This window comes from Pseudoalteromonas luteoviolacea (assembly GCF_021654285.1).
Lineage (GTDB): Bacteria > Pseudomonadota > Gammaproteobacteria > Enterobacterales > Alteromonadaceae > Pseudoalteromonas > Pseudoalteromonas luteoviolacea_J.
The window spans coordinates 112,443-135,420 of record NZ_JAKFZS010000010.1 but is presented as its reverse complement, the minus strand read 5'-3'; the positions used below and the strand labels follow the sequence as shown (position 1 = coordinate 135,420).

Annotated in this window: 25 protein-coding genes; 14 read left to right on the top strand and 11 right to left on the bottom strand. The window is 41.1% G+C overall.

Annotated elements, in window-relative coordinates; translation table 11 throughout:
• Positions 1–134: 134 nt before the first annotated feature.
• The 3 genes from spoT (at position 135) to L1077_RS11535 (ending at position 4,619) form a co-directional block, all read left to right on the top strand.
• The gene (spoT, locus tag L1077_RS11545; RefSeq protein ID WP_237136983.1) at positions 135–2,237 is read left to right on the top strand and encodes a bifunctional GTP diphosphokinase/guanosine-3',5'-bis pyrophosphate 3'-pyrophosphohydrolase; all 2,103 of its coding nucleotides are present in this window, start codon (positions 135–137) and stop codon (positions 2,235–2,237) included.
• Between the two features lie 10 nt (positions 2,238–2,247).
• Entirely contained in the window at positions 2,248–2,640 is a 393-nt protein-coding gene (locus L1077_RS11540; RefSeq protein WP_063366779.1) for a RidA family protein, read from the top strand.
• 368 nt (positions 2,641–3,008) lie between these two features.
• On the top strand, positions 3,009–4,619 hold the full coding sequence (locus tag L1077_RS11535) for a DUF342 domain-containing protein (RefSeq protein WP_237136982.1): 1,611 nt from the start codon (positions 3,009–3,011) through the stop codon (positions 4,617–4,619).
• 26 nt (positions 4,620–4,645) lie between these two features.
• On the opposite strand, the gene asnA is transcribed toward L1077_RS11535, so the two are convergent.
• Positions 4,646–5,641 carry an aspartate--ammonia ligase gene (gene asnA, locus L1077_RS11530; protein ID WP_237136981.1) on the bottom strand — a complete coding sequence of 332 codons (996 nt, stop codon included), beginning with the start codon at positions 5,639–5,641 and terminating at the stop codon, positions 4,646–4,648.
• Positions 5,642–5,817: 176 nt separating this feature from the next.
• Here asnA and asnC point away from each other — a divergent pair, with 176 nt between their 5' ends.
• The 3 genes from asnC to recG all read left to right on the top strand — a co-directional run bounded on the left by asnC (position 5,818) and on the right by recG (position 9,158).
• Positions 5,818–6,276, top strand: a complete 459-nt coding sequence (gene asnC / locus L1077_RS11525) for a transcriptional regulator AsnC (RefSeq protein ID WP_063361053.1) — start codon at positions 5,818–5,820, stop codon at positions 6,274–6,276.
• A gap of 93 nt (positions 6,277–6,369) precedes the next feature.
• Complete coding sequence (gene trmH, locus L1077_RS11520; RefSeq protein WP_237136980.1) at positions 6,370–7,065, top strand: tRNA (guanosine(18)-2'-O)-methyltransferase TrmH; 696 nt, start codon at positions 6,370–6,372, stop codon at positions 7,063–7,065.
• An 8-nt stretch (positions 7,066–7,073) separates the two neighbouring features.
• Positions 7,074–9,158 (top strand): ATP-dependent DNA helicase RecG, encoded by a 2,085-nt coding sequence (recG, locus tag L1077_RS11515; protein ID WP_237136979.1) that lies wholly within the window; start codon positions 7,074–7,076, stop codon positions 9,156–9,158.
• Here recG and L1077_RS11510 read toward each other — a convergent pair.
• Entirely contained in the window at positions 9,155–9,550 is a 396-nt protein-coding gene (locus L1077_RS11510) for a VOC family protein (RefSeq protein ID WP_237136978.1), read from the bottom strand. The two genes, recG and L1077_RS11510, sit on opposite strands and share 4 nt — an antisense overlap.
• A 13-nt stretch (positions 9,551–9,563) precedes the next feature.
• On the opposite strand from L1077_RS11510, the gene L1077_RS11505 reads away from it, so the two are divergent.
• Positions 9,564–9,830, top strand: coding sequence for a ribbon-helix-helix domain-containing protein (locus L1077_RS11505; RefSeq protein WP_237136977.1), 267 nt, complete (start codon positions 9,564–9,566; stop codon positions 9,828–9,830).
• Positions 9,831–9,956: 126 nt separating this feature from the next.
• On the top strand, positions 9,957–10,634 hold the full coding sequence (locus L1077_RS11500; RefSeq protein WP_237136976.1) for a hypothetical protein: 678 nt from the start codon (positions 9,957–9,959) through the stop codon (positions 10,632–10,634).
• Positions 10,635–10,687: 53 nt separating this feature from the next.
• Here the strand turns inward: L1077_RS11500 and galU are convergent, their stop codons facing one another.
• From galU to rplU, 7 genes are all read right to left on the bottom strand, one after another.
• Entirely contained in the window at positions 10,688–11,563 is an 876-nt protein-coding gene (gene galU / locus L1077_RS11495) for a UTP--glucose-1-phosphate uridylyltransferase GalU (RefSeq protein WP_237136975.1), read from the bottom strand.
• 138 nt (positions 11,564–11,701) lie between these two features.
• On the bottom strand, positions 11,702–12,058 hold the full coding sequence (gene hpf / locus L1077_RS11490; protein WP_063361059.1) for a ribosome hibernation-promoting factor, HPF/YfiA family: 357 nt from the start codon (positions 12,056–12,058) through the stop codon (positions 11,702–11,704).
• Between the two features lie 223 nt (positions 12,059–12,281).
• The gene (locus L1077_RS11485; protein WP_237136974.1) at positions 12,282–12,656 is read right to left on the bottom strand and encodes a DUF3718 domain-containing protein; all 375 of its coding nucleotides are present in this window, start codon (positions 12,654–12,656) and stop codon (positions 12,282–12,284) included.
• A 78-nt stretch (positions 12,657–12,734) separates the two neighbouring features.
• Entirely contained in the window at positions 12,735–13,226 is a 492-nt protein-coding gene (folA, locus tag L1077_RS11480; RefSeq protein WP_237136973.1) for a type 3 dihydrofolate reductase, read from the bottom strand.
• Between the two features lie 51 nt (positions 13,227–13,277).
• Positions 13,278–14,423 carry an Obg family GTPase CgtA gene (cgtA, locus tag L1077_RS11475; RefSeq protein ID WP_237136972.1) on the bottom strand — a complete coding sequence of 382 codons (1,146 nt, stop codon included), beginning with the start codon at positions 14,421–14,423 and terminating at the stop codon, positions 13,278–13,280.
• 129 nt (positions 14,424–14,552) lie between these two features.
• A complete protein-coding gene (rpmA, locus tag L1077_RS11470) occupies positions 14,553–14,810 on the bottom strand; it encodes a 50S ribosomal protein L27 (protein WP_063361063.1) in 258 nt (85 codons plus the stop codon).
• A 19-nt stretch (positions 14,811–14,829) separates the two neighbouring features.
• On the bottom strand, positions 14,830–15,141 hold the full coding sequence (rplU, locus tag L1077_RS11465; RefSeq protein WP_023399739.1) for a 50S ribosomal protein L21: 312 nt from the start codon (positions 15,139–15,141) through the stop codon (positions 14,830–14,832).
• Positions 15,142–15,520: 379 nt separating this feature from the next.
• Between rplU and ispB the strand changes: the two genes are divergently transcribed.
• Complete coding sequence (ispB, locus tag L1077_RS11460; RefSeq protein ID WP_237136971.1) at positions 15,521–16,495, top strand: octaprenyl diphosphate synthase; 975 nt, start codon at positions 15,521–15,523, stop codon at positions 16,493–16,495.
• 35 nt (positions 16,496–16,530) lie between these two features.
• Here the strand turns inward: ispB and L1077_RS11455 are convergent, their stop codons facing one another.
• Together L1077_RS11455 and mutY are read right to left on the bottom strand one after the other, a co-directional pair.
• Positions 16,531–16,803: an oxidative damage protection protein gene (locus tag L1077_RS11455; protein WP_046356858.1), complete on the bottom strand. Its 273-nt coding sequence runs from the start codon at positions 16,801–16,803 to the stop codon at positions 16,531–16,533.
• A 37-nt stretch (positions 16,804–16,840) separates the two neighbouring features.
• On the bottom strand, positions 16,841–17,899 hold the full coding sequence (gene mutY, locus L1077_RS11450) for an A/G-specific adenine glycosylase (RefSeq protein ID WP_237137057.1): 1,059 nt from the start codon (positions 17,897–17,899) through the stop codon (positions 16,841–16,843).
• Positions 17,900–18,027: 128 nt separating this feature from the next.
• Here mutY and trmB point away from each other — a divergent pair, with 128 nt between their 5' ends.
• The 5 genes from trmB to arcA all read left to right on the top strand — a co-directional run bounded on the left by trmB (position 18,028) and on the right by arcA (position 22,974).
• Positions 18,028–18,753, top strand: a complete 726-nt coding sequence (trmB, locus tag L1077_RS11445; protein WP_237137056.1) for a tRNA (guanosine(46)-N7)-methyltransferase TrmB — start codon at positions 18,028–18,030, stop codon at positions 18,751–18,753.
• Between the two features lie 69 nt (positions 18,754–18,822).
• Positions 18,823–19,860: a methyltransferase gene (locus tag L1077_RS11440; protein WP_237136970.1), complete on the top strand. Its 1,038-nt coding sequence runs from the start codon at positions 18,823–18,825 to the stop codon at positions 19,858–19,860.
• 134 nt (positions 19,861–19,994) lie between these two features.
• Positions 19,995–21,614 (top strand): sensor histidine kinase, encoded by a 1,620-nt coding sequence (locus L1077_RS11435; protein ID WP_237136969.1) that lies wholly within the window; start codon positions 19,995–19,997, stop codon positions 21,612–21,614.
• Positions 21,614–22,141 (top strand): YfiR family protein, encoded by a 528-nt coding sequence (locus L1077_RS11430; RefSeq protein ID WP_237136968.1) that lies wholly within the window; start codon positions 21,614–21,616, stop codon positions 22,139–22,141. Before L1077_RS11435 ends, L1077_RS11430 begins: the two co-directional genes overlap by 1 nt.
• A 107-nt stretch (positions 22,142–22,248) precedes the next feature.
• Positions 22,249–22,974 (top strand): two-component system response regulator ArcA, encoded by a 726-nt coding sequence (gene arcA / locus L1077_RS11425; protein ID WP_063361069.1) that lies wholly within the window; start codon positions 22,249–22,251, stop codon positions 22,972–22,974.
• Positions 22,975–22,978: the final 4 nt, after the last annotated feature.

The window sequence follows — 22,978 nt, the reverse complement described above, 5'->3', positions numbered from 1 at the left end:
ATAACGCCAGCTCAAAGCTGGCGTTTTTTTTCATTATTTGCAAAAGCATCACGCCTTTGCGTTGGCTTCCGAGCCAATTCATCGTATATTCAATAATAACTATCTATTAACTTCACTGGAACATTGGAGTGTGAATGTATCTATTTGAAGGCCTCAAGAAAAAAATCTCAGAGTACCTAGCACCTGAAGATGTGGAATTGGTGCAAAAAGCCTATGTTGTTGCGCGCGAAGCGCACGAAGGGCAAACGCGCTCAAGTGGTGAACCCTATATCACTCACCCTGTTGAAGTGACGCAGATACTTGCCAGCATGAAGTTAGACCATGAGACCCTCATGGCTGCATTAATGCATGACGTCATAGAAGATACTGATTTTAGTCAGGCGGATCTGGCTGAAATCTTCGGCGAAACCGTTGCCGAACTTGTTGCGGGTGTAAGTAAATTAGATAAGCTCGATTTTAAAGACAAAAAAGAATTTCAAGCTGAAAACTATCGCAAAATGATCATGGCAATGACACAGGATATTCGCGTCATTCTTATCAAGCTTGCGGACAGAACACATAATATGCGCACATTAGGTTTTTTAAGACCTGAGAAGCGCCGCAGAATTGCAAGAGAAACGCTTGAAATATTCGCGCCAATTGCCAATCGCTTAGGTATCCATGATATCAAAAACGAGCTAGAGGACTTAGGTTTTCAAGCGCTCTACCCGATGCGTCACCGCGCACTTAAGTCAGAAGTCGCCAAAGCACGTGGTAACCGCAAAGAAGTGATCAGTAATATTCAGACTGAGATAGAGTCTCGCTTAGAAGAAAGCGGTATCACCGCTTCCGTTAAGGGGCGTGAAAAGCACTTATATAGTATTTATAAAAAGATGCTTAATAAAGAGCTGTTATTCAATGAAGTCATGGATATCTATGCATTTCGCATTAATGTCGATAATATCGATACCTGTTACCGAGTCCTTGGCGTTGCGCACAACCTATACAAGCCAATTGAAACTCGCTTTAAAGACTACATCGCTGTTCCTAAAACCAATGGTTACCAATCACTACACACCTCTCTAGTCGGCCCACACGGTATCCCTGTCGAAATTCAAATTAGAACACATGACATGGACCATATGGCAGACAAAGGGGTTGCTGCACATTGGATGTATAAAAAGTCAGGTGACAGTGCAGGTCATACTGCGCAGCAGCGTGCTCGCCAATGGATGCAGAGCTTACTTGAATTGCAGCAAAGTGCTGGATCTTCTTTTGAGTTTGTTGAAAACGTAAAAACAGAACTTTTCCCAGAAGAAATCTACGTATTTACTCCTGATGGTCGCATTGTTGAGCTACCCATGGGCGCAACGGCTGTTGATTTTGCCTATGCAGTACATACTGATGTAGGTAACACATGCGTCGGAGCAAGGGTAAACCGTAAACCATATCCACTAAGTAAAGCACTAGATACCGGTCAGACCGTTGAAGTTATCACCAGCTCTGGGGCACATCCGAATGCGACTTGGCTTAACTTTATTGTGACAGGTAAGGCCCGTTTAGGCGTTCGCAATTACCTCAAGAGCCAGCACCAAGAAGAGTCAATTCAACTGGGTAGGCGCTTGCTTGATTCAGCACTGGGTGAACAAAAACTCGATGACATTCCAACCGAACAGATTGAACGTGTTCTAGAAGAGCATAATCTTAATACACTACTAGAGCTGCTTGTGGAAATAGGTAATGGCAATATCATGAGTGTATTGATTGCCAAACGTTTACTTCAGGCTGATGACGGACTTGAAAGCCTTGCCAAGCAAGCTAAAGCTGCGATTATTGGTACTGAAGGTATGCTAGTGACTTACGCTAAGTGTTGCCGACCTGTGCCAGGTGATGCAATTGCAGCCTATGTCAGTCAAGGTAAAGGCTTGATGGTGCACCGACAAGAGTGCCGTAATATCAAAGGCTGGGAAGGTGAACGTGCGAAGTACTGTGTTGTAAAATGGGAAGACAATCCCGAGAAAGAATACATTGCAGCACTGAGAGTAGAGATCATCAACCACCAAGGTGCGCTTGCCAAATTAACCAATGTGGTTGCCAGTGCACAAGCTAATATTGTTGAAATAGCCACAGAAGAAAAAGAAAGTAATTTATATATTATTGATTTGGGCGTGACAGTAAAAGATAGAATTCACGTCGCCAATATTATGCGCAAGATCCGCGTTATGCCTGATGTGCAGCGTGTATATAGAAAGCGCTAAGGAAGTTATTATGAATAAAGCAATTATTTCAACCGATCAGGCACCTGCTGCGATCGGTACATACAACCAAGCAATCAAAGTAGGTACTGCGGTATACCTATCGGGTCAGATCCCGCTGGTGCCAGATACAATGGAAGTTATCTCTGAAGATTTTGCAGAACAAACACATCAAGTGTTTAAAAACTTAACCGCAGTATGTGAAGCGGCAGGCGGACAGTTGCAAGATATGGTGAAAGTGAATATTTTCATGACTGATTTAAGCAATTTTGCCACAGTGAATGAAATTATGAGCCAGTACTTCAAAACACCTTACCCTGCCAGAGCTGCTATTGGTGTGAAAGAGTTGCCAAAAAATGTACAAATTGAAATTGACGGTATTATGGAGTTACCATCAATGAATTAACGGTGACTTATCACCCGCTAAAAGGCCTAACCCATTAGGCCTTTTTCATTTGCGTACAACTTATATAACGCCATACATTGAAAAATCTTCCAAAAATAGCCCATCAACTTTGATCTTAACAGCTTGACTACATAATATTAATTAAGCAAGCTGATAACGCGAACAGCAAAAATAAAATGCTTTGAGTCAGCCTAATCATAAGAAATGATGACATAAAATGGACGCTCGGAATTTATTGAATTTTTGATTGTCATACTAATACTAACGAATTCATTGCTAATAAGCGCACATGCGCTGCAATTACAGCGCAAAGGGTAAGTTTAAGTGTGAGCTCAGTTTTGAGCCGCTCGGTCTATAAGGAATAGTCTGTGTTTAAAGTCACTAAAAATGGCCAAATATTAATGGACGTTGCTTCTGCAACACCACCCAGTCAGGCGTTCATTGTCGAAGCGCTTGAGTGTTCTCCCTATGCCGATTGTGAAGTCGATCATGATTCAATAGCTGCTTACTTTCAAAGTGAAGTAGCAGAGCAGCAGTTGTTAGTCGCAAAGCAAAAACACGCGCAGTTAAAAATTTCAATTTCCGAAGACAAAATGCAAGCCTCTGCCACCATTACAACGGCACAAGGCGGTAGCCTTATCAGTCTAGAGCAAGCTAAAAAAATAATTGTTAAAGCTGGGGTTTGTAGAGGGTACAAGCAAGCTTTTTTAGAAAAGCTACTCGCAAAGCAATTTGACGCACCTCCAGGTACCGAGCATAGCGGTATTATTGCCCAAGGTCGTCCTCCTGAAAATGGTCTACCAGCCAAGCTAATATCACACGTTTTAACACTCAAAGAGCGTTTAAAGCAGCCCAAATTAAGAGAGGACGGTACTGTAGACATGCGCGACTTTGGCGCGCTTTCAAGCGTCTCGCCAGGGACATTACTCATTACTCAGCGCCCAGCGACTCCTGGCAAAGAGGGTTTCACAGTAACAGGGGATAGCATTACACCAGTACCTGGAGAATCGTTTCAACTGGTTGCAGGTGAAGGCACTGAAATCTCACCAACCAATCCACTCGAGCTAATTTCAACCATTGCAGGCTGCCCCTCAGATATTCAAAATGGTATGCGAGTCGATGACATATTTACCATTGCAGATGTGAATGTGAAATCTGGCCATATAGAATTTAGCGGCAGCGTGATTGTCACCCATAACGTCGAACCTGGCATGAAAGTCAAAGCCAGTGGCGATATTACTATTATGGGCACAGTCGAGTCCGGTGAAATTATCAGCGAAGGAAATATAGAAGTACGCGGCGGCGTCATTGGTCACCTTGATCACAGCGACAATGATCAAAGTTTAACCTGCAAACTCATTGCCAAAGGTAATATCAATATAGTCCACGGCCAATACACTTATTTAGAAGCCCGTAATATCTATATTCAAAAACAAGCAAACCACTGTGATATCAAAGCGCTCAGAACAGTTCGTGTTGGCTTAGAAGACAATCCTCGGGGTAAATTAATTGGCGGAACCGTATTTGATGCGCAATCTGTCACAGCGGGCGAAATAGGCAGCCCTTCAGGGGCAACTATGTCCGTATTCCTTGCCAATTCAGGCGTCGAAATCACCAATAAAACCGACCAATGTATACGCGACTTAGGCGACACAGACGAGCAATTAGAAAATTTACAAAAAGCGGTCGAAAAAGCCGAACAACTCAAAGATATCGAAAAAAAGAAAATGCTCATGGCCAAAATCAGTGCCACGCAAATACATTATTGTCAGCAAGCTGAAGCACTTGAAAATAAACTCAGTGAGTTGGATCATACGCTTCATGAATTACTTGAAGGTACACAGCTACAAGCAACGTCAGCACTACATTCCGGTGTTGAAATTCATATTTTTGACAAAACCTATACCACCAACCGGAGTTACCCACCTTGCACAGCAAAATTGGCAGATGGACAAATAGAGATAGAATTTAAAATTTAGAGGGGAGCCCTCCCCTCTTAAATCAACTAAAGTACGCCTTCAATATCTTGCTTAAGCGCTTCTGGCCATACACCCACTTGAACTTGCGCAATGTGCTGCTTTTGCATTAGCAGCATCACTAAACGAGATTGGCCTATACCACCGCCAATGGTCTGAGGTAACTCACCTGCAAGCAGCGCTTTGTGCCAATCAAATTCAAGTCTCTCTTGCGCGTCACTTATCTCTAGCTGGTGTGCCAGAGAATCAGGTGACACTCTGATACCCATTGATGAAATCTCAAATGCATCTTCAAGAACCGGGTTCCAAACAATAATATCACCGTTTAGACCTTGGTATTTTTCACACGTTGCCGTTGACCAATCGTCATAGTCCGGCGCGCGTACATCATGGATTTTACCATCACCTAGCTCGCCACCAATACCAATTAAAAATACCGCGCCATATTCTTGAGCAATCGCTTTTTCCCGCTGCTTTGCTGTAAAGTCAGGGTACATGGCTCTTAGCTCTTCAGCATGAACAAATGTGATTTTCTCAGGTAAAAACACGTCTGTACCAAACTCTTTAGAAATGACTTTCTCAGTGTGCTTGATGCACTGATATAGTGTTTGAACAGTCTCTTTCAGTGCAACAAGGTTACGTTGTGAATCACCGCAAATGACTTTTTCCCAATCCCACTGATCAACAAAAACTGAATGAATAGGTGATAAACGGTCCTCATCTGGGCGCAGTGCTTTCATGTGAGTGTATAAACCCTCACCCACCTCAAAACCATAATCTCCCAACGTTTTACGCTTCCATTTCGCTAAAGAATGAACAACTTCAAACTCACTGTCAGCAAGCGTTTTTACTTTCACTGATACCGCTTTTTCTGTGCCGCTTAAGTTGTCTTGAATACCGTCCCCTACCTTTGCCAGTATCGGTGCTTGTACTTCGACTAAACCTAATTGCTCAGTTAACTGTGCTGAAAAAACGCTTTTTACGCGAGCGATTTGCTGCTGTGTTTTTAAGTATTGTGCTTTCATATTGATCCCCATTCCAAATTTTTGATGATTCTGTGTATTAATTATCTGATATATCCATCGTCAACAAATTTTAGACAAAATTCAATATTCAAAACCAAAAATACTAAAACACAACTTCAACCAATAAAAAAAGTGCTATATATTTATAGAATCAACAATTACAGATAACAATAACCATGGAAAATTATCAGATCGATAATCTCGATAAATCTATTTTGCACGCACTAATGAATGACGCCAGAACTCCCTATGCCGAATTGGCCAAACGTTTTGCTGTAAGTGCAGGTACAATTCATGTTCGTGTCGAAAAGATGAAGCAAGCTGGGATCATCACAGGGACTAAAGTCTGCATCAATGCAAAAAAACTTGGCTATGATGTGTGTTGCTTTATCGGTATTAACCTCAAGCACGCGAGAGATTACCAAGATACCATTGCGCAATTAGAAAGTTTTGAGGAAGTTGTCGAAGCCTATTATACAACCGGTAATTACAGTATTTTTATTAAGGTTTTAAGTCAATCAATGGACCACTTACATGATGTACTTGTCAATAAGATACAATCGATTGAGGCCATTCAATCGACCGAGACCTTGATCTCATTACAAGCACCAATTATGCGTGAAATCCAGCCATAAACTTTTGTCAGCTCTGAGACCAAATAGGTGTGTACTTATACAGTAATTATTTTGGTATAATAGCCACAATATTGTATTTAAGAGCAGTCCTTGATGAAAGAAAATCGCTTTCAGCGCGTAAAACGAATATTGGAACAACGGCAAACGGATTTGACTGTATGCCTCGACGAGGTACACAAGCACCATAACCTATCCGCTATCGTACGAACAGCTGACGCTGTTGGCTGTCACTATGTTCACGCCGTATGGCCGCAAGATCAAAGACGCTTAACCAACAATACCTCTGGTGGCAGCAAAAATTGGGTCGACACGCAAATGCATGATGATATCGACCAAGCTGTTGCCAAAATCAGAGAGCAAAACCCGGGGATCCAGCTACTTGCTACCAATTTAAGTGATACCGCCGTCGACTTTAGAGAAATTGACTACACCAAACCAACTGCTGTGATTGTTGGTCAAGAGCGTTTAGGTATATCCGATAGGGCGCTTGAGCATGCTGACCAGCATATCGTCATTCCAATGGCAGGCATGGTGCAGTCATTAAATGTATCTGTTGCAGCAGCGCTCATTCTCTACGAAGCGCAAAGGCAACGCGAGGAAGCCGGTATGTACCAACGTAAAGACATGTTGGACCCAAAAATAAAACACACGCTCCTTTTTGAAGGGTGCCACCCAATTATTGCAAACCGCTGTAATGAAAAAGGCCTTCCCTACCCTGAGTTAGATGAAGATGGCGAAATTGTCGCTGATGATGCATTTTGGAATACGCTCAAATTTAGTAAAAAGTAAGGAAACTCATGTCTGCTCCTAATTTAGCTAATTACCCCATTACAGATCTAAAAGGTGTTGGTCCTAAAGCTGCTGAGAAGTTAGCTAAATTAGGTATAGCAAGTGTTCAAGATATGTTATTTCACTTGCCATTACGATACGAAGATAGAGCAAAAACTTATTCCATCGCGACATTAATGCCGCATATGCACGTCAGTGTAGAAGGAGAGATTGAGCAGGCAAACATCACTTTTGGTAAACGCCGTATGCTTGTGTGCCAAATTAACGATGGTACAGGCAGGCTCACTCTGCGCTTTTTCAATTTCTCCGCGGCACAAAAAAATGCCATGCAACCTGGTAAAATCATGCGCTGCTTTGGTGAGGCTCGCCGTGGTCGAGTTGGCCTTGAAATGGCACACCCCGAATATAGTATCAAGGATACGCTGCAAGATAATAACGCAGCCGATGACACACTCACCCCAGTCTATCCTACGACCGAAGGGCTTAAGCAGCTCAGCATACGAGCAATTGCAGAGCAAGCAGTAAAGTTACTGCAAAAATACGATATAGAAGACCATTTACCAGCTCAATTCAGACCGAATCAATTAAGCCTCAAAGAAGCGCTACTGTTATTACACTCGCCTTCACATGACGTAGATTTAAGCCAATTGGAATTAGGGCAGCACCCTGCACAGCAGCGTCTTGCTTTTGAAGAGCTACTGGCACAAAACTTAAGCTTATTAAAGCTCAGAAAAAAAAGCCAAGCCGTCAAAGCAATTGCACTGCCACCTAGTAATCCATTAGAAACTGAGTTTTTGGCCCAACTTCCATTTAAGCCAACCAATGCGCAAAGCAGAGTTGTCAGTGAAATAAAACAGGACTTACAAAAGCCAGAACCGATGCTTCGTCTAGTACAGGGTGATGTAGGTTCAGGTAAAACCTTAGTCGCAGCGCTTAGTGCATTAACTGCAATATCAAAAGGCTATCAAGTTGCATTGATGGCACCTACAGAGATCCTATCAGAGCAACACGCGCTCAACTTCACGAACTGGTTTACTGCATTAGGAATTGATACATGCTGGCTAGGTGGGAAAACCAAAGGGAAAGAACGCAAAGAAACACTTGAAAAAATCGCCTCTGGACAAGCTCAAATGGTGGTAGGCACACACGCCCTATTTCAAGAACAGGTGATATTCTCTAATCTTGCGCTTATCATTATTGATGAACAGCACAGATTTGGTGTACATCAACGTCTATCACTCAGAGAAAAAGGTAAATTTGGCGATTGCTATCCACACCAACTGGTGATGACTGCGACGCCTATTCCCCGTACCCTAGCTATGACTGCGTATGCAGACTTGGAAACTTCAATCATAGATGAACTGCCGCCAGGTAGAACCCCTATCACAACTGTAGCAGTGCCTGATACCCGTCGTGATGAAGTTATAAAACGCGTCAAAAGCGCATGTATCGAACAAAATAGGCAAGTTTATTGGGTATGCACACTCATTGATGAATCTGAAGTACTGCAATGTCAAGCCGCTGAAGATACAGCTGAGCAGCTGACCAAGTTATTACCAGAGCTGAAAATAGCACTCATCCACGGCCGTATGAAAGCACAAGAAAAACAACAAATCATGGCGGACTTTAAAGCTGGCACGTATCACGTACTCGTTGCAACAACCGTGATAGAAGTGGGTGTTGATGTCCCAAATGCCAGCCTAATAATTATTGAAAACCCAGAGCGCCTTGGACTTGCTCAACTGCACCAACTTAGAGGTCGGGTCGGACGTGGCGATATTGCCTCTCATTGCTTATTACTCTATCACGCGCCACTGTCTAATACAGCACAGAAAAGGCTGGGCGTGCTCAGAGATAGCAATGATGGGTTTGTCATTGCTGAAAAGGATTTAGAAATAAGAGGGCCTGGTGAAGTACTTGGTACCAAGCAAACAGGACTTGTTGATCTTAAAATTGCAGATTTAACTCGTGATAAGCATATGCTCCCTAGTATTCGCGCGCTTGCATTTTCATTACTCAATCAATACCAAGACTCTGTAGACCCCTTGATCCTGCGCTGGATGGGTAATCGAGGCGAATTCGCAATGGCTTAAAAATATACTTCGCTTTTTTCAATGACTTCGACTTGATAACCATCGGGATCTGCAACAAAAAAGAATCGTGCCACTAGTGTATCTTTATGACGCAATGATTTAATATCAGAAGGGTCGTAGTTATGTAAACTTGCGATGCGCCATATTGTCTCAATATCCTCAGAACTAAAAGCCAAATGACCATAGCCATTACCCAGTTCATATGCTTTTTCGTTATCATAATTATGTGTTAGCTCAAGCTCAAAACTAGTCTCTTCATTAGCCAGATAAGTAAGCGAAAAGCCATCAAAATCTACCTGCCTTTTTACCTCTAAATCAAAAAGTTCGTGATAGAATTGCACAGATTTTGATAAGTCTTGTACTCGGATCATTGAATGTATCATTTTAGCCATAGGAGCTTCCTATATGTGTGAACTATACGCATCTCAGACGCCTGAATTATATCAAGTCACTAAAAAGTCTATTCGTATACAGGGGGTTGTCACGAGTTTAGCGCTTGAAAATAAGGTCTGGCGGATACTCGAAAAAATCGCCGCACAAGAGCACACCACACTTGCCCAGTTTATTTCCACCTTGTATCAGGAATCTATTGAAAGACATGGGAAAGTAACTAATCTCGCTTCATTATTGCGAATATCCTGCCTTACTTACTTAGAAAATTGTACAGAATAGATAGGTAACTGTGGTAGTAACCCACTACTACAGAACGATTTACAAATAATTTTTATAGTCCTTTCACATTACAATTAAACGCTATAGACTTGTCTACCAAATATTTATTAGCTAAAGCACTGACTTATGAAATCTCAGTTTGGCAGACGCGCCTTTACCCACATGGAACTATATAGTCTATTTAATGGCTATATTTACGGCGACGAAAAGCTCAAACGAGAACAGCCTAAGCATTGGCATTTTTGGCTTCCGTTACTCGCCTACTATACTGGTGCTTATAGCGACGAACTAGGTAATCTCACTTTGAGTGACATAGGCACCATAGAGTCAATTCACACTTTTAAATTTCATACACATGGAAAGATCCAGCCTAGAGTAGTCCCAATCCATAGTGCGTTATGGCATGCAGGATTAGAGCACTACATCCAACTTGTTAAAGAGTTAGGGCATGATAGGTTACTCTTCGATCTGCCATCTAAATCGAATCGTTACAGTGAAAAAGTACGGATCTGGTTTTCAGGGGAAGGTGAGCGTTTAGGTTACTTGCAAAAATGCGGTCTACCAAATATTGATCAACAAGGTCTAAAAACTGCAATTAGTAGCTTAAGGTTGAACTTTGAGCAGCAGATATATATTTCTGCGATCCAACTGGGAAATCGCTCTGCTATGAGCTATTTACTTGGTTTGAAAGAAAATGGGGATGTCGTTGATGCTCCGAATATAGACTTGTTAGCCAGAGTAGTAAAACCTGTCAGAGTGTTAAACAGCAACATAACTTGGAGAAGGTTTACCGAACGCCACTAATCTGCAAAGTTTAGTCTTAAGCAGACTCTATAAGAGCCTGCTTACTTAATCATTTATAATGATTTGATGTACTGAGTGAATTCATCACCAAGCGTTTCATCTTTCATAGCATACTGAACAATCGCCTTCAGATAGCCTAGCTTATCGCCACAATCATGAGATATGCCACTCATATGAAAGGCCTCAACTGTGTCTGTTTCCATTAACATATCGATGGCATCTGTAAGCTGGATCTCACTCCCAGCTCCTACAGGTGTCCTCTTCAATAATGGCCAGATTTTACTTGATAGGACATAACGGCCAACTACAGCTAAGTTTGATGGTGCTTCTTCTTGACTAGGCTTCTCAACCATTGATTTGATAGCAGTACTTTGCCCAGGCGATAAATCTACGCCATTAATATCAGCGATACCGTACTTGCTGACATCTTCATGAGGTACTGGCTCCAACATAATTTGACTACTGCCATTTTCTTGAAAGCGCTTAACCATAGCAGCTAAATTCTCGATTCGCTGATCGGCACTATATTCGTCTAAAATGACATCAGGAAGCACAACAATGAAATCATCATCTCCAACGATTGGTTTTGCACACAAGACCGCATGTCCAAGCCCTTTGGCTTCACCTTGTCTTACATGCATTATTGTGACGTCTTCAGGGCAAATCGAACGGATTTCGTCTAATAGTTTTCTCTTCACACGCTTCTCTAGCGTAGCTTCTAACTCAAAGCTTGTATCAAAGTGGTTTTCAATTGCATTCTTAGAAGAGTGAGTTACCAATACAATTTCTTTTACACCAGCAGATACACACTCCTTGACGATATATTGAATAAGCGGCTTATCTACAACCGGTAACATTTCCTTTGGGATTGCTTTTGTTGCTGGCAACATGCGAGTCCCCAAACCCGCAACAGGTATAACTGCTTTCATATGTGTTCGCTATCGAATTATATTTTTTAAGGTAAAGTTCAATTCTATCTTACATAGCAATTGTGTGAAATGTCTAAAGTAAAATAAAAATCTATCAAATTGCTATTGTAAAAAAGGGGCTTTACTGCCCCCTTTAAATCAGTTCAAGTTCATTTCTTGTATTATTTCATGTGCGATTGGTGGTGTTGTGCTCACCGGTTTTTCATGTTTGTTTGCTTTCAATTGTCCTTTCCTATGCTTCAATGATGCATCCAATTTTTTTGCGGCATTAGCAATGGCTGGATACATCACGTCATTTTCACCCTTTACTGAAATGCGTGACCCAGCATAGTTTGTACTTATTTCCGTATAAAACTTTTTATGCTCTTTGCTGATTATAATATCTAGTGACAACAACGAAGGAAAATGATTGGCAATTTTTGAAAATTTTTCTTGTACGTGTTGTTTCACTGCATCTGTCATATCAACGTGATGACCAGAAAGATTAATCTTCATAGGATCTTCCTTTTTTTATTTACCCTACAAATAAGTATTGGAGCAGACCTTCCAATTCTCAAGGCCTAATTTAAGAAAAATGTCATCATGTAGTTATCTATTTGATTTAGGTCATATTACAACCGCAGTATTCAACACGCATAGAACATGAATTTGAGGAGGTGTACAAATACTAAAAAAGCCCCCAAAGTGGGAGCTTTTTAAAGTAAGAACAAGTGTTAAATTATAAACCTGCTCTTTTCTTAATTTCTGCAATGAGCGGTGAAGCACCATGTCCATTGCTTTCAGCCCAAGCAATGTCAGCACCGTCTGAAAGCGCGCTTTTCGGTAAACCTTTAACAATTAGCTTGCCAGTCTCAACAGCATTACTTGCAATTGCGTGGCGAAGAATGTTATTTCCGTTACATTGGATTGAACCAAATATGTTACGCACTTTCACACGTGAACTTTTTAACGCTTTACGAACTCGGCCTTTGTCATCAACAGCGATGTACTCGCATAATGTAACAGCCAATTGATCGTTAGCTTTAGTCTCAGAACTAAAAGAAAACGCGCCCAAACCAATACAAACACTTAACAAAACAGGTACAAATTTCATTGCCAATTCACCTAGCACTTTTTTATTACATAAGGACAAACACTATTGTAGCAACACACACAACTGTTAGCAACAAAGTCATAATCCTTTATTCAAAGTTACGAACTTATAACGATATTTATTTCTATCATCTGGCTCGTGGACTTCACATTCGGCTTCTACCCAACTGCCCGAAGAGGTGTGATCAGGAAATCGAGTGTCTCCCTCAACATCCAAATCTATGTATGTCAAATACAGCTTTGTACATAATGGTAGAAACTGTTTGTAAATATTTCCACCTCCAATGATCATAACCTCGTCTATTTTATCTACCAAAGCAAGAGCTTCTTCAGTAGAAGATGCAGTTTCTATCCCTTCAGCTTGATACTGAGCATTTCTGGTAATCACAATATTTCTTCTGCCAGGCAACGGGCGACCAATCGATTCAAATGTCTTACGCCCCATAATCACAGGTTTACCTAACGTAATTTTTTTAAAGTGCTGCAGATCTGCTGGTAGATGCCAAGGCATTTTATTGTCATCACCTATTATTCGATCCTTTGCCATAGCCGCTATCATTGATATAACCACAATATACTCCAATAATGATTTTGTATTAAAAAAGGGCCAAACGGCCCTTTATTATCTTTCGTAGATAACTTCTACATCGTAGTCATCTTCATCCCAGTCATCCCAGTCATCATTCTCTTGAGTTGCCTGACGATGATAAGTATCCCACTTGAACTCAACTTCTTCTTGCTGTTCCTCATCAAATTTATCTCTTGGTAAGGTATCCAACAAGCCTTGAATATCGTAACACAATTGCTGAGTGTTAAATTTATTTGCCGCAGAAATACGGTAAACTTCCTTTGCATCAAGCTCTTGAGCGATGCGTTCACACACATCTTCCAACTCATCTTCAGCTAGTAAGTCAATTTTGTTAAGTACTAACCAGCGAGGCTTTTCTGCAAGCTTAGGACTATACTGATGCAGCTCATTAATAATCGCAAATGCATTATCAACAGGGTCAGTTCCATCTATTGGCATCACATCTACAACGTGTAATAAGACTCTACAACGCTCCAAGTGTTTTAAGAAGCGAATACCCAAACCAGCCCCATCTGAAGCCCCCTCGATCAATCCCGGAATATCAGCAATAACAAACGATTTATTTGCTTCAGGTCTCACAACACCAAGGTTAGGAACTAACGTCGTAAATGGATAATCAGCAACTTTTGGTTTAGCCGCAGATACGCTTCGGATAAAAGTTGATTTACCCGCGTTTGGTAAACCAAGTAGTCCAACATCAGCTAACAGCATTAGCTCAAGTTTTAGGTTTCTTACTTCGCCTGGTGTGCCCAATGTTTTTTGTCTTGGAGCTCGGTTCGTACTTGATTTGAAGCGCGTATTACCCAGACCATGATAGCCACCTTTAGCAACAAGCAACTTTTGTCCATGGCGAGTTAAATCACCTAAGCTTTCTTGCGTGTCCACATCAGTAACTCGAGTACCCACTGGCACTTTCAATACTAAATCAGTGCCTTTTTTACCAGTACAATTACGACCTTGGCCATTTGTGCCACGCTCTGCGCGGTGGAATCGCTCAAACTGGTAGTCAATTAAAGTATTGAGGTTTTCATCGGCTTCTAAAAATACACTGCCGCCGTCGCCACCATCACCGCCATCTGGACCACCATCTGGGACAAACTTCTCTCGACGGAACGAAACGACACCGCTTCCGCCATCACCGGCTTCAGCACGGATCTCTACTTCATCGACAAACTTCATGGTTACTCTCTTACTGGATTGGAATAGCAACAGCTATTATAGCAAGGTACGCTTAGCTGCTGATAAATAAAATATAGCTATAAAAACAAAAAACCCCGCCTAAGCGGGGTTTTTATAAATCTTTACCGATTACTCAGCAACGATGCTAACGTATTTACGGTTTAAAGGACCTTTAGTTTCGAAAACTACTTTACCATCTGCTTTTGCAAAGATAGTGTGGTCTTTACCGATACCTGCGTTAGAACCAGCGTGGAATCTAGTACCACGTTGACGAACGATGATGTTACCCGCTAGAACTGATTCGCCACCAAAACGCTTAACACCTAGGCGTTTACTTTCTGAATCGCGACCGTTACGAGTACTACCAGCTGCCTTCTTATGTGCCATCTTTCTGTACCTCTAAAAATTAAGCGCTAATGCCAGTGATTTTAACTTCAGTGAACCACTGACGGTGGCCCATCTGCTTACGAGAATGCTTACGACGTCTGAACTTAACAATCTTAATTTTCTCGCCACGACCGTGAGAAACAACTTCAGCTGTTACCTTACCGCCATTTACGAATGGTGCACCGATCTCGATCTTCTCACCATCAGCAACTAGAAGTACTGAATCAAATTCAATTGATGCACCAGTCTCAACGTCTAATTTTTCTAGACGAATTGTTTGACCTTCAGTCACACGGTGCTGTTTACCACCACTTTGGAAAACCGCGTACATAATTAACTCCGTTGTGCGCCCTCAAATCGACGCAACTTAATATTCTTCAATAGGGCGCGAAGTTTACGCTAATGTCGAACTGCACGCAATACCCTAAAGACAAAATAATGAATAAAAATTGACTTGTTTGAGAGCATTAATTCATTTTTGCCTATTCTAGCTAAAAAGTTTGCGTTGCTAAACTATTTTTTTCTGCAAAAACTTTCAATCAAAATACTTGACAGATCATATCCGTACATATAACAAACTCAAAAATGCCCAATATTTAAACCGCCATCTATTTTTTTACCTATCAATACGCATAAAATTCGAGTCGACTGAAATTTTAATGTACAATCTGCGGCGTTTATCTCTAACTGGGGCTTTAGCACGGTATACTATGGATATTAAGACTATCCAATCACTGATTGAGCAGGATATGCTCTCTGTGAATCAACTTATTTTCGAACAAATGCAGTCTGATGTTGCGTTAGTAAATCAATTGGGTCTTTACATTGTTAATAGCGGTGGAAAACGCATTAGACCAATGTTGACTTTATTGGTTGCAAAAGCACTAGAAGCAGAAGCCCAGAATAAGCATATTACTTTAGCTACCATCATTGAGTTTATCCATACTGCAACTCTGTTACACGATGACGTCGTAGATGAATCAAACCTAAGACGTGGTGAGCCAACAGCAAACGCCGAATTTGGTAACGCTGCAAGTGTACTTGTTGGAGACTTTATATATACGCGCTCCTTCCAGTTAATGGTTGGCCTTAACAATATGGAAGTAATGCAAATATTGGCAGATGCGACCAATATTATTGCTGAAGGTGAGGTACTGCAATTAATGAATTGCAACGACCCGGACACCACAGAGCAAAGCTATATGCAGGTGATTTATAGTAAAACGGCTAAATTATTCGAAGCAGCAACCATGTTACCCGCAGTTATCTCCGAACAGCCGCAATCTGTCAAAGATGCTTTAAAGCTGTATGGGATGCATTTAGGCACTGCATTTCAATTAGTTGATGACATACTGGACTATAGCGCAAACGCTGAGCAACTAGGCAAAAATATTGGTGACGATTTGGCAGAAGGTAAACCGACACTCCCGCTTATTTATGCCATGAAGTCAGGCTCAGAAGCACAGGTAGCTCAGATCCGAGAAGCGATTGAGTCAGGAAATGGCATCGATAATTTACCTGATATCTTGCAAACTCTTGAAGAAACTCAAGCGCTACAAAAAACCATGTCAAGAGCACAACAAGAGTCAGAAAAAGCAATAGCACAACTAAACGTTTTAGCAGACTCTCAGTTTAAAGATGCGCTCATTGCATTAGCAAAGCTTTCTGTAGACAGAGAATATTAATCACAAAATAAAAAAAGCTGCCGAGGCAGCTTTTTTTATTTCTCTGGAGGTCTATAACCTTCAATTTCAACTTCTTTATTTTCAAACAAAAAGCCGACCATTTGCTCTTCTAACAGTTGGCGGTGATCAGGGTCCATCATATTTAAGTGCTTTTCATTAATTAGCATTGTCTGCTTGTGTTGCCACTGCTGCCAAGCTTCTTTAGAAATATTATTGAAGATACGCTCGCCCACTTCTCCTGGATATAATTGAAAATCCAAGCCTGGCGCTTCTTTGTTTAATTTCTGACAAAAAACTGTACGTGCCATTTTCTCACCTATTCTCTATCTTTTTGATGAGAACAGTTTACCCCATTGCCTTTAATACTTTAACTAACTTTTTCGTTGGTGCCGCCAGTCCGACCTCAGGAGGGTGATTAACATCATACCAAAGCAATTGATTGTCATGGACACAATCAGGAATTTGTTGAACCTCAACACAAATAGGGTGTATTGTTAGCTCAAAGTGAGTAAAAATATGAACAAATGATTCCAAAGTACGCGTTGTCACATCAATTCCTTGCTGAATTAAAAACGCCTCCAACTCGGTTAAATCACTAAATTCAAAGAACCCAAATAACCCACCCCAAATACCACTGTTGGGACGCTTTTCCATCAAAACTTTATCACCGACTTTGACCATCAAATGATAAGCTGTTTTTTTAGGTTTCTCTTTTTTGGGCTTGGAATTAGGAAACTCTTTTACCCTATTGCTCTTATGAGCCATGCACTTATCGACCAGCGGACACGGCTCACATTGAAATCTAGAACGAGAGCAAAGGCTTGCTCCCAAGTCCATCATTGCTTGGTTAAACTCACGAACATCACCAGAGGGTGTCACCGCGTTAGTCAGATCCCATAGGTGGTTCTCAACCTTCTTAACCCCGTACCAACCTTCTACCATAAAAAAACGTGCCAATACCCTTTTGACATTGCCATCTAATATAGAGTGATGCTGCCCCAGAGCAAGTGACAGTATGGCCCCTGCAGTTGAGCGCCCAATACCTGGCAAGTCTACAACTTGCTCAAAAGTCTCAGGAAACGTACCCTGATATTTATCGCGAATAATTTTCGCTGTTTTATGTAAGTTTCTAGCTCTCGCGTAGTACCCCAGGCCAGTCCAATGGTGCAACACTTCATCCTCATCCGCATCAGCCAAGTCAATCACTGTCGGAAACCTTGACATAAAACGTTCAAAATAGGGGATCACGGTTACAACCTGTGTTTGCTGTAACATAACTTCAGACACCCATACTTTATAAGGGGTTTTATCTATTTGCCACGGCAATGTTTTTCTGCCATGGACGTGGTACCAATCTACAACTTGTGTTGCAAACCAATTTGCTGTTTGACGGTCAACGGGCATCTTTATTCTCAATCTACTTGCTTCACGCGCCAGTAGTGTAAGAAGGTTTTTAAAAACGTCAAGCTCTTGTACTTATCCGCGTGAACAGGGATAATGTGCGCCCAATTTTTACACCGCAGATGATGACAATGAACGAATCGAGTAAACAAGCACTAGTGCAGGCTGAGCAAGAAGGTAAATACATCCGTAAAGTGCGCAGCTTTGTAAAACGTGAAGGTCGCCTAACTAAAGGTCAAGCAGCAGCGCTAGAAAAGTGCTGGCCAACTCTTGGACTTGAGCACAGCCAAGGCCTACTCAACTTCAGTGAAATATTTGGCAACGACAATGATGTAGTTGTAGAAATTGGCTTTGGTATGGGTAAATCACTGGTTGAGATGGCTAAAAATAACCCTGACCAAAACTTTATTGGTATTGAAGTTCACCGCCCAGGCGTTGGCGCTTGCCTGATGGAAGCCGATGAACATAGCCTCACGAACTTACGTGTATTTGAACACGACGCAGTAGAAGTGTTAGCCGATTGCATCCCTGATAGCAGCTTGAGTAAGTTACAGCTCTTTTTCCCAGATCCTTGGCATAAAAAACGTCACCACAAGCGCCGTATTGTACAAACTGAATTTGCACAAAAGATCAGAGCAAAATTAAAGGTCGGCGGCGTCTTTCATATGGCAACTGATTGGGAAAACTATGCAGAGCATATGTTGGAAGTCATGCAACAAGCCGAAGGTTACAGTAACCAGTCTGAAAACAATGACTATGTACCTAGACCTGACTTTAGACCGCTTACAAAATTTGAACAGCGCGGCCACCGACTGGGTCACGGAGTATGGGATCTAATGTTTGAGCGCACAGTTTAACAAGACTCCCGAGGGGCTTTGATTGCCCCTTTCACTTCATAATCGATACAAAACTACCTGAGATATATCATGCAAAAACTATCAAACCCTAGCTTACTTTTACTTCGCAATGAAGAGGAACTCCATGGCGAAAAAGTTCTAGTTATTAATCATAATGATGATGGTTTTTTGTCTGAACTAGCTAAGGTCAATCCGGCTGCGCAAATTTATGCTTTTAGCTATAACTTCGCTGACCACCTTGCTGCCTCCAAATATCAAAACGTGACTAGCTTTGTTAACCATAGCTTACCTAACATAGATAACTTAGATTTAGTAATTTATTACTATCCGAAATCTAAACCTGAGGCAAATATGATGTTAACGAACATTAGAGCCAACCTTGGGGAAGCGACTCGGTTACTCGTTGTTGGAGAAAATAAAGGCGGTGTTAAATCGGTTGAAAAGCAATTGAAGCCTTATGCGCAAGCTAGTTATAAATTAGACAGTGCTAAACATTGTATCTTATACGAATTCAACGAGCTCACTTTAGAAGACGGCTTTGATATTGCCGATTACCACCATACTTTTAACGTTAAGGTAGCTGAACAAAACTTTGATGCTATCAGCGTGCCTGGCGTCTTTAATCATGGCAAGCTTGATAATGGTACAGAGTTACTGCTTAACCATTTAACAATACCAAACAAAGGGGATGTGCTCGATTTTGGCTGTGGCGCTGGATTGATAGCAACCTTCATGTTAAATGCGCAACCTAATTTATCCTTGCAATGCCTAGACGTCAGTGCACTCGCACTGTATGCCAGTGAGCAAACCCTAAAACTAAATGGCCACAATGGACAGTTCATTCTGAGCGATGGACTAACGCAAGTAACAACTAAATTTGATGTGATTGTCAGCAACCCTCCATTTCATACTGGCCTAAACACTGACTACAGCATCGCTGAGACATTTTTAGCAAATGCGCAACATATAATGAAAAAAGGCGCCTGCTTACAGATCGTTGCCAATAGCTTTTTGAAATACCCGCCCATCATAGAGCAGCACTTTACGCACTTTAAAACAGAAGTTAAAAATAGCAAATTCGCGGTATATCAGGCACAGAAAGCCTAAAATCTCACACCGTTCGCCAGCTTCAACATGGCTGCTGGCGGCTAGATGCAGGGAATTGCCGCTTTTTTGTTAACTTACTTAACTAAGCTGCTAAACTAAGGTTAGCTGTTAAGAGGTCCACCTATGAGCGCACAATGGGAAAACACACAACAAAAACAAGTATAAGAAAAGTTTTGATAAGTGCTGTTATGTTAGTAACAGCTTTGTCGCTCTCACTTTCCATATCTATTTCAACCTACCTAGATGTTAAAGAGCAAAAAAAGCTCATTGTAAACAAACTACAAATGATTGCTGAGATTATCGCTTTTAACGCCCAGATCACCCTTATTTTTGATGATAGAAAAACAGAAGAGAAACGTCTTAAATCTTTTAATAAAGTCGAACTGGTTAAAAATATTCATATTTATGCGATTGATGATGTGACCAACAAACCGGTCTTTTTTACCAGTTACAATGCAAGTAAAACACCGCCAGTTCCCTTAAAAGTAAACGAAATTGAAACTTTAAAAGAGCCGAAGGTATCAACAGATTATGTCGAGCTGATCATTCCCGTTGAATACGAAGGGAAAGTAGAGGGATATGTATACGTTAGAGGCGGCTTGGAACGCCTGTCACAATATATAAATCAAAAGATACTAGTCGACATCGCATTGACACTTATCGTGCTCATACTGGTATTGTTCGTTGCAAGAGCAATTCAAAAGCGCATTGCCAATCCAATAGACTCTCTATCGATAATGCTGCAGGATGTTTCTAAAAACCATAACTACTCCGCAAGGGCGACAAAAAGTGATATTGAAGAGGTTAACATGTTGGCAAATAACCTCAATATTATGCTTGCGCGAACGCAAAACCAACTTGCGCGCCACCAAGCTGACAAACTTGAAATAAAACAGCTCAATCAAAACCTAGAAGAAAAGGTAAATCAACGAACTATTGCGCTCAGAGAGGCAAACCAGGAGCTTCTAAATACATTGGAGCGAATGCATCAATACCAAAATCAAATTGTTGAAAATGAAAAGATGGCTTCGCTTGGTCAAATGGTCGCAGGTGTGGCTCATGAAGTAAATACGCCGATAGGCTTGGGAGTCACAGGCTCAACTTTATTACGAGATAAGCTTGCTGACATAAACGCAGCTTTTGAGCAAAAGACCTTAACATCAAAACAGCTAGAACGCTTTATTCATGATGGCATTGAAAATCTAGATTTAATTTACCGCAACTTAAATCGCGCAGCGGAACTCATCTCAAGCTTTAAAAAGGTTGCAGTCAGCCAAGACGTAGAGGTCAGTTCAGAAGTCAATATCAACAAACTATTCCAAGCTATCATAAGCAGCATGCGTGCTGAAATAGATATTAAAAACGTGACCTGGCAACTCTCCTGTTCAGAAAAATTGACTGTTAGAACCAAAGCGGGCTTGCTTCAACAGGTGTTTGAACAGCTTTTGTCTAATTCTCTCATTCATGGTTTCTTGGATTTAAAAGACAATCAAATTTACATTCAGGTTGAGCAACATAGCCAAACTTTAGAGATTATCTATCAAGATAATGGGGTTGGCGTATCAAATGCGGTAAAAAAACGTATCTTCGATCCATTTGTCACCACCAAGCGTGGAGAGGGCGGCAGTGGTCTGGGCATGCACCTAGTTTATAACTTGATCACACAAGCTTTAGGTGGAACTATAATTCTTTCAGATGACAATAAAAAAGGTACGGAATTTATTATAACTTTGCCTCTAAAAGGGGTAATTTAATGAAAATAATGTACCTGATAGCTGCATTTATTTTTATTTTTTGTAGTTTAAATGTTGATGCAAAATCTCCCCATGAAATTCGTTCAGCTTTTTTATATCAAATGGCTAAGTTAATCGATTTTCCAGAACAAAAAAATAAACAAGTAACCAGATTTTGCTTTTATGATTTAACTCATGGACCAGGAGCTATTTTAAATAAAAATAATAACTTAAAAATACGTGGTAAACCGATAGATATAATAAAAGTTAATCTTTCTGACCCGTTTAGGGAACTTTCCAAGCGCTGCGATATCACATACATTGATGAAACAATGGAAGATGATATACTATCCACTTGGACCGATACAATTACCTTAAACATGGTGACTGTAGGCGAAAGTATCGAATTTTTAGAAGGGGGTGGGATTGCTTCCTTGGTCCAAGAAGGGAGTAAAATTCGGTTATATATTAACAGGCAAGAAGTTGCACAACATAATTTTAAAGTGCTCTCTAGACTACTCGCAGTTTCTAAGTTCTATCCTGACTGATTTTACTTGTTAACAATTGAATATACTCCTATAATCGTTAACATTCGGTTTTATTATATAACACCGAAGTTTTTGTAAATAAAACATTCCGAAAAGGTTAATTAATAATGCAAACGCCAGTCATTCTAATTGTTGAGGATGAAGACGTAACTCGACTGAACCTCGTTAGTTTATTTGAAGCCGAAGGTCATAAGGTAATTGAAGCCATTGATGGCGATGATATGCATGAAAAATTGACAGCAAACGACGATGTCAACTGTGTAATCATGGATATAAACCTTCCTGGTAGAAACGGCCTAATTTTGGCTCGTGAGTTACGCCAGAAAAAAAATGTAGGCTTAATTTTCTTAACAGGTCGTGATAACGATGTCGATAGGATCTTAGGTTTAGAGATCGGTGCTGATGACTATGTCACAAAACCGTTTAACCCTCGTGAGCTAACAATTCGTGTACGTAACTTAATCTCACGAACAGGTTCAACACCAGAAGAGTCGGCTATCGACAGCAATGGTGTGATCACTTTCAACGGGTGGGAACTAGATGAAAACAGTCGCTGTCTGACTTCACCAACAGGTGAATCTAAGCGTCTTCCAAAAGGTGAGTATAGAGCCCTTCGCTTGATGCTTGACTCTCCGGGTAGGATTTTCAGCCGCGAACAGCTTATCAAGCACATGACTGGCCGTGAGCTACGCGCAAACGACCGTACTGTTGATGTTACTATCCGTCGTATTCGTAAGCACTTCGAAACTGACAGTAACACACCTGAGCTTATCAGCACTATTCATGGTGAAGGCTACCGTTTTATCGGTAAAATCGATAGCACTCAACCATAGTTCG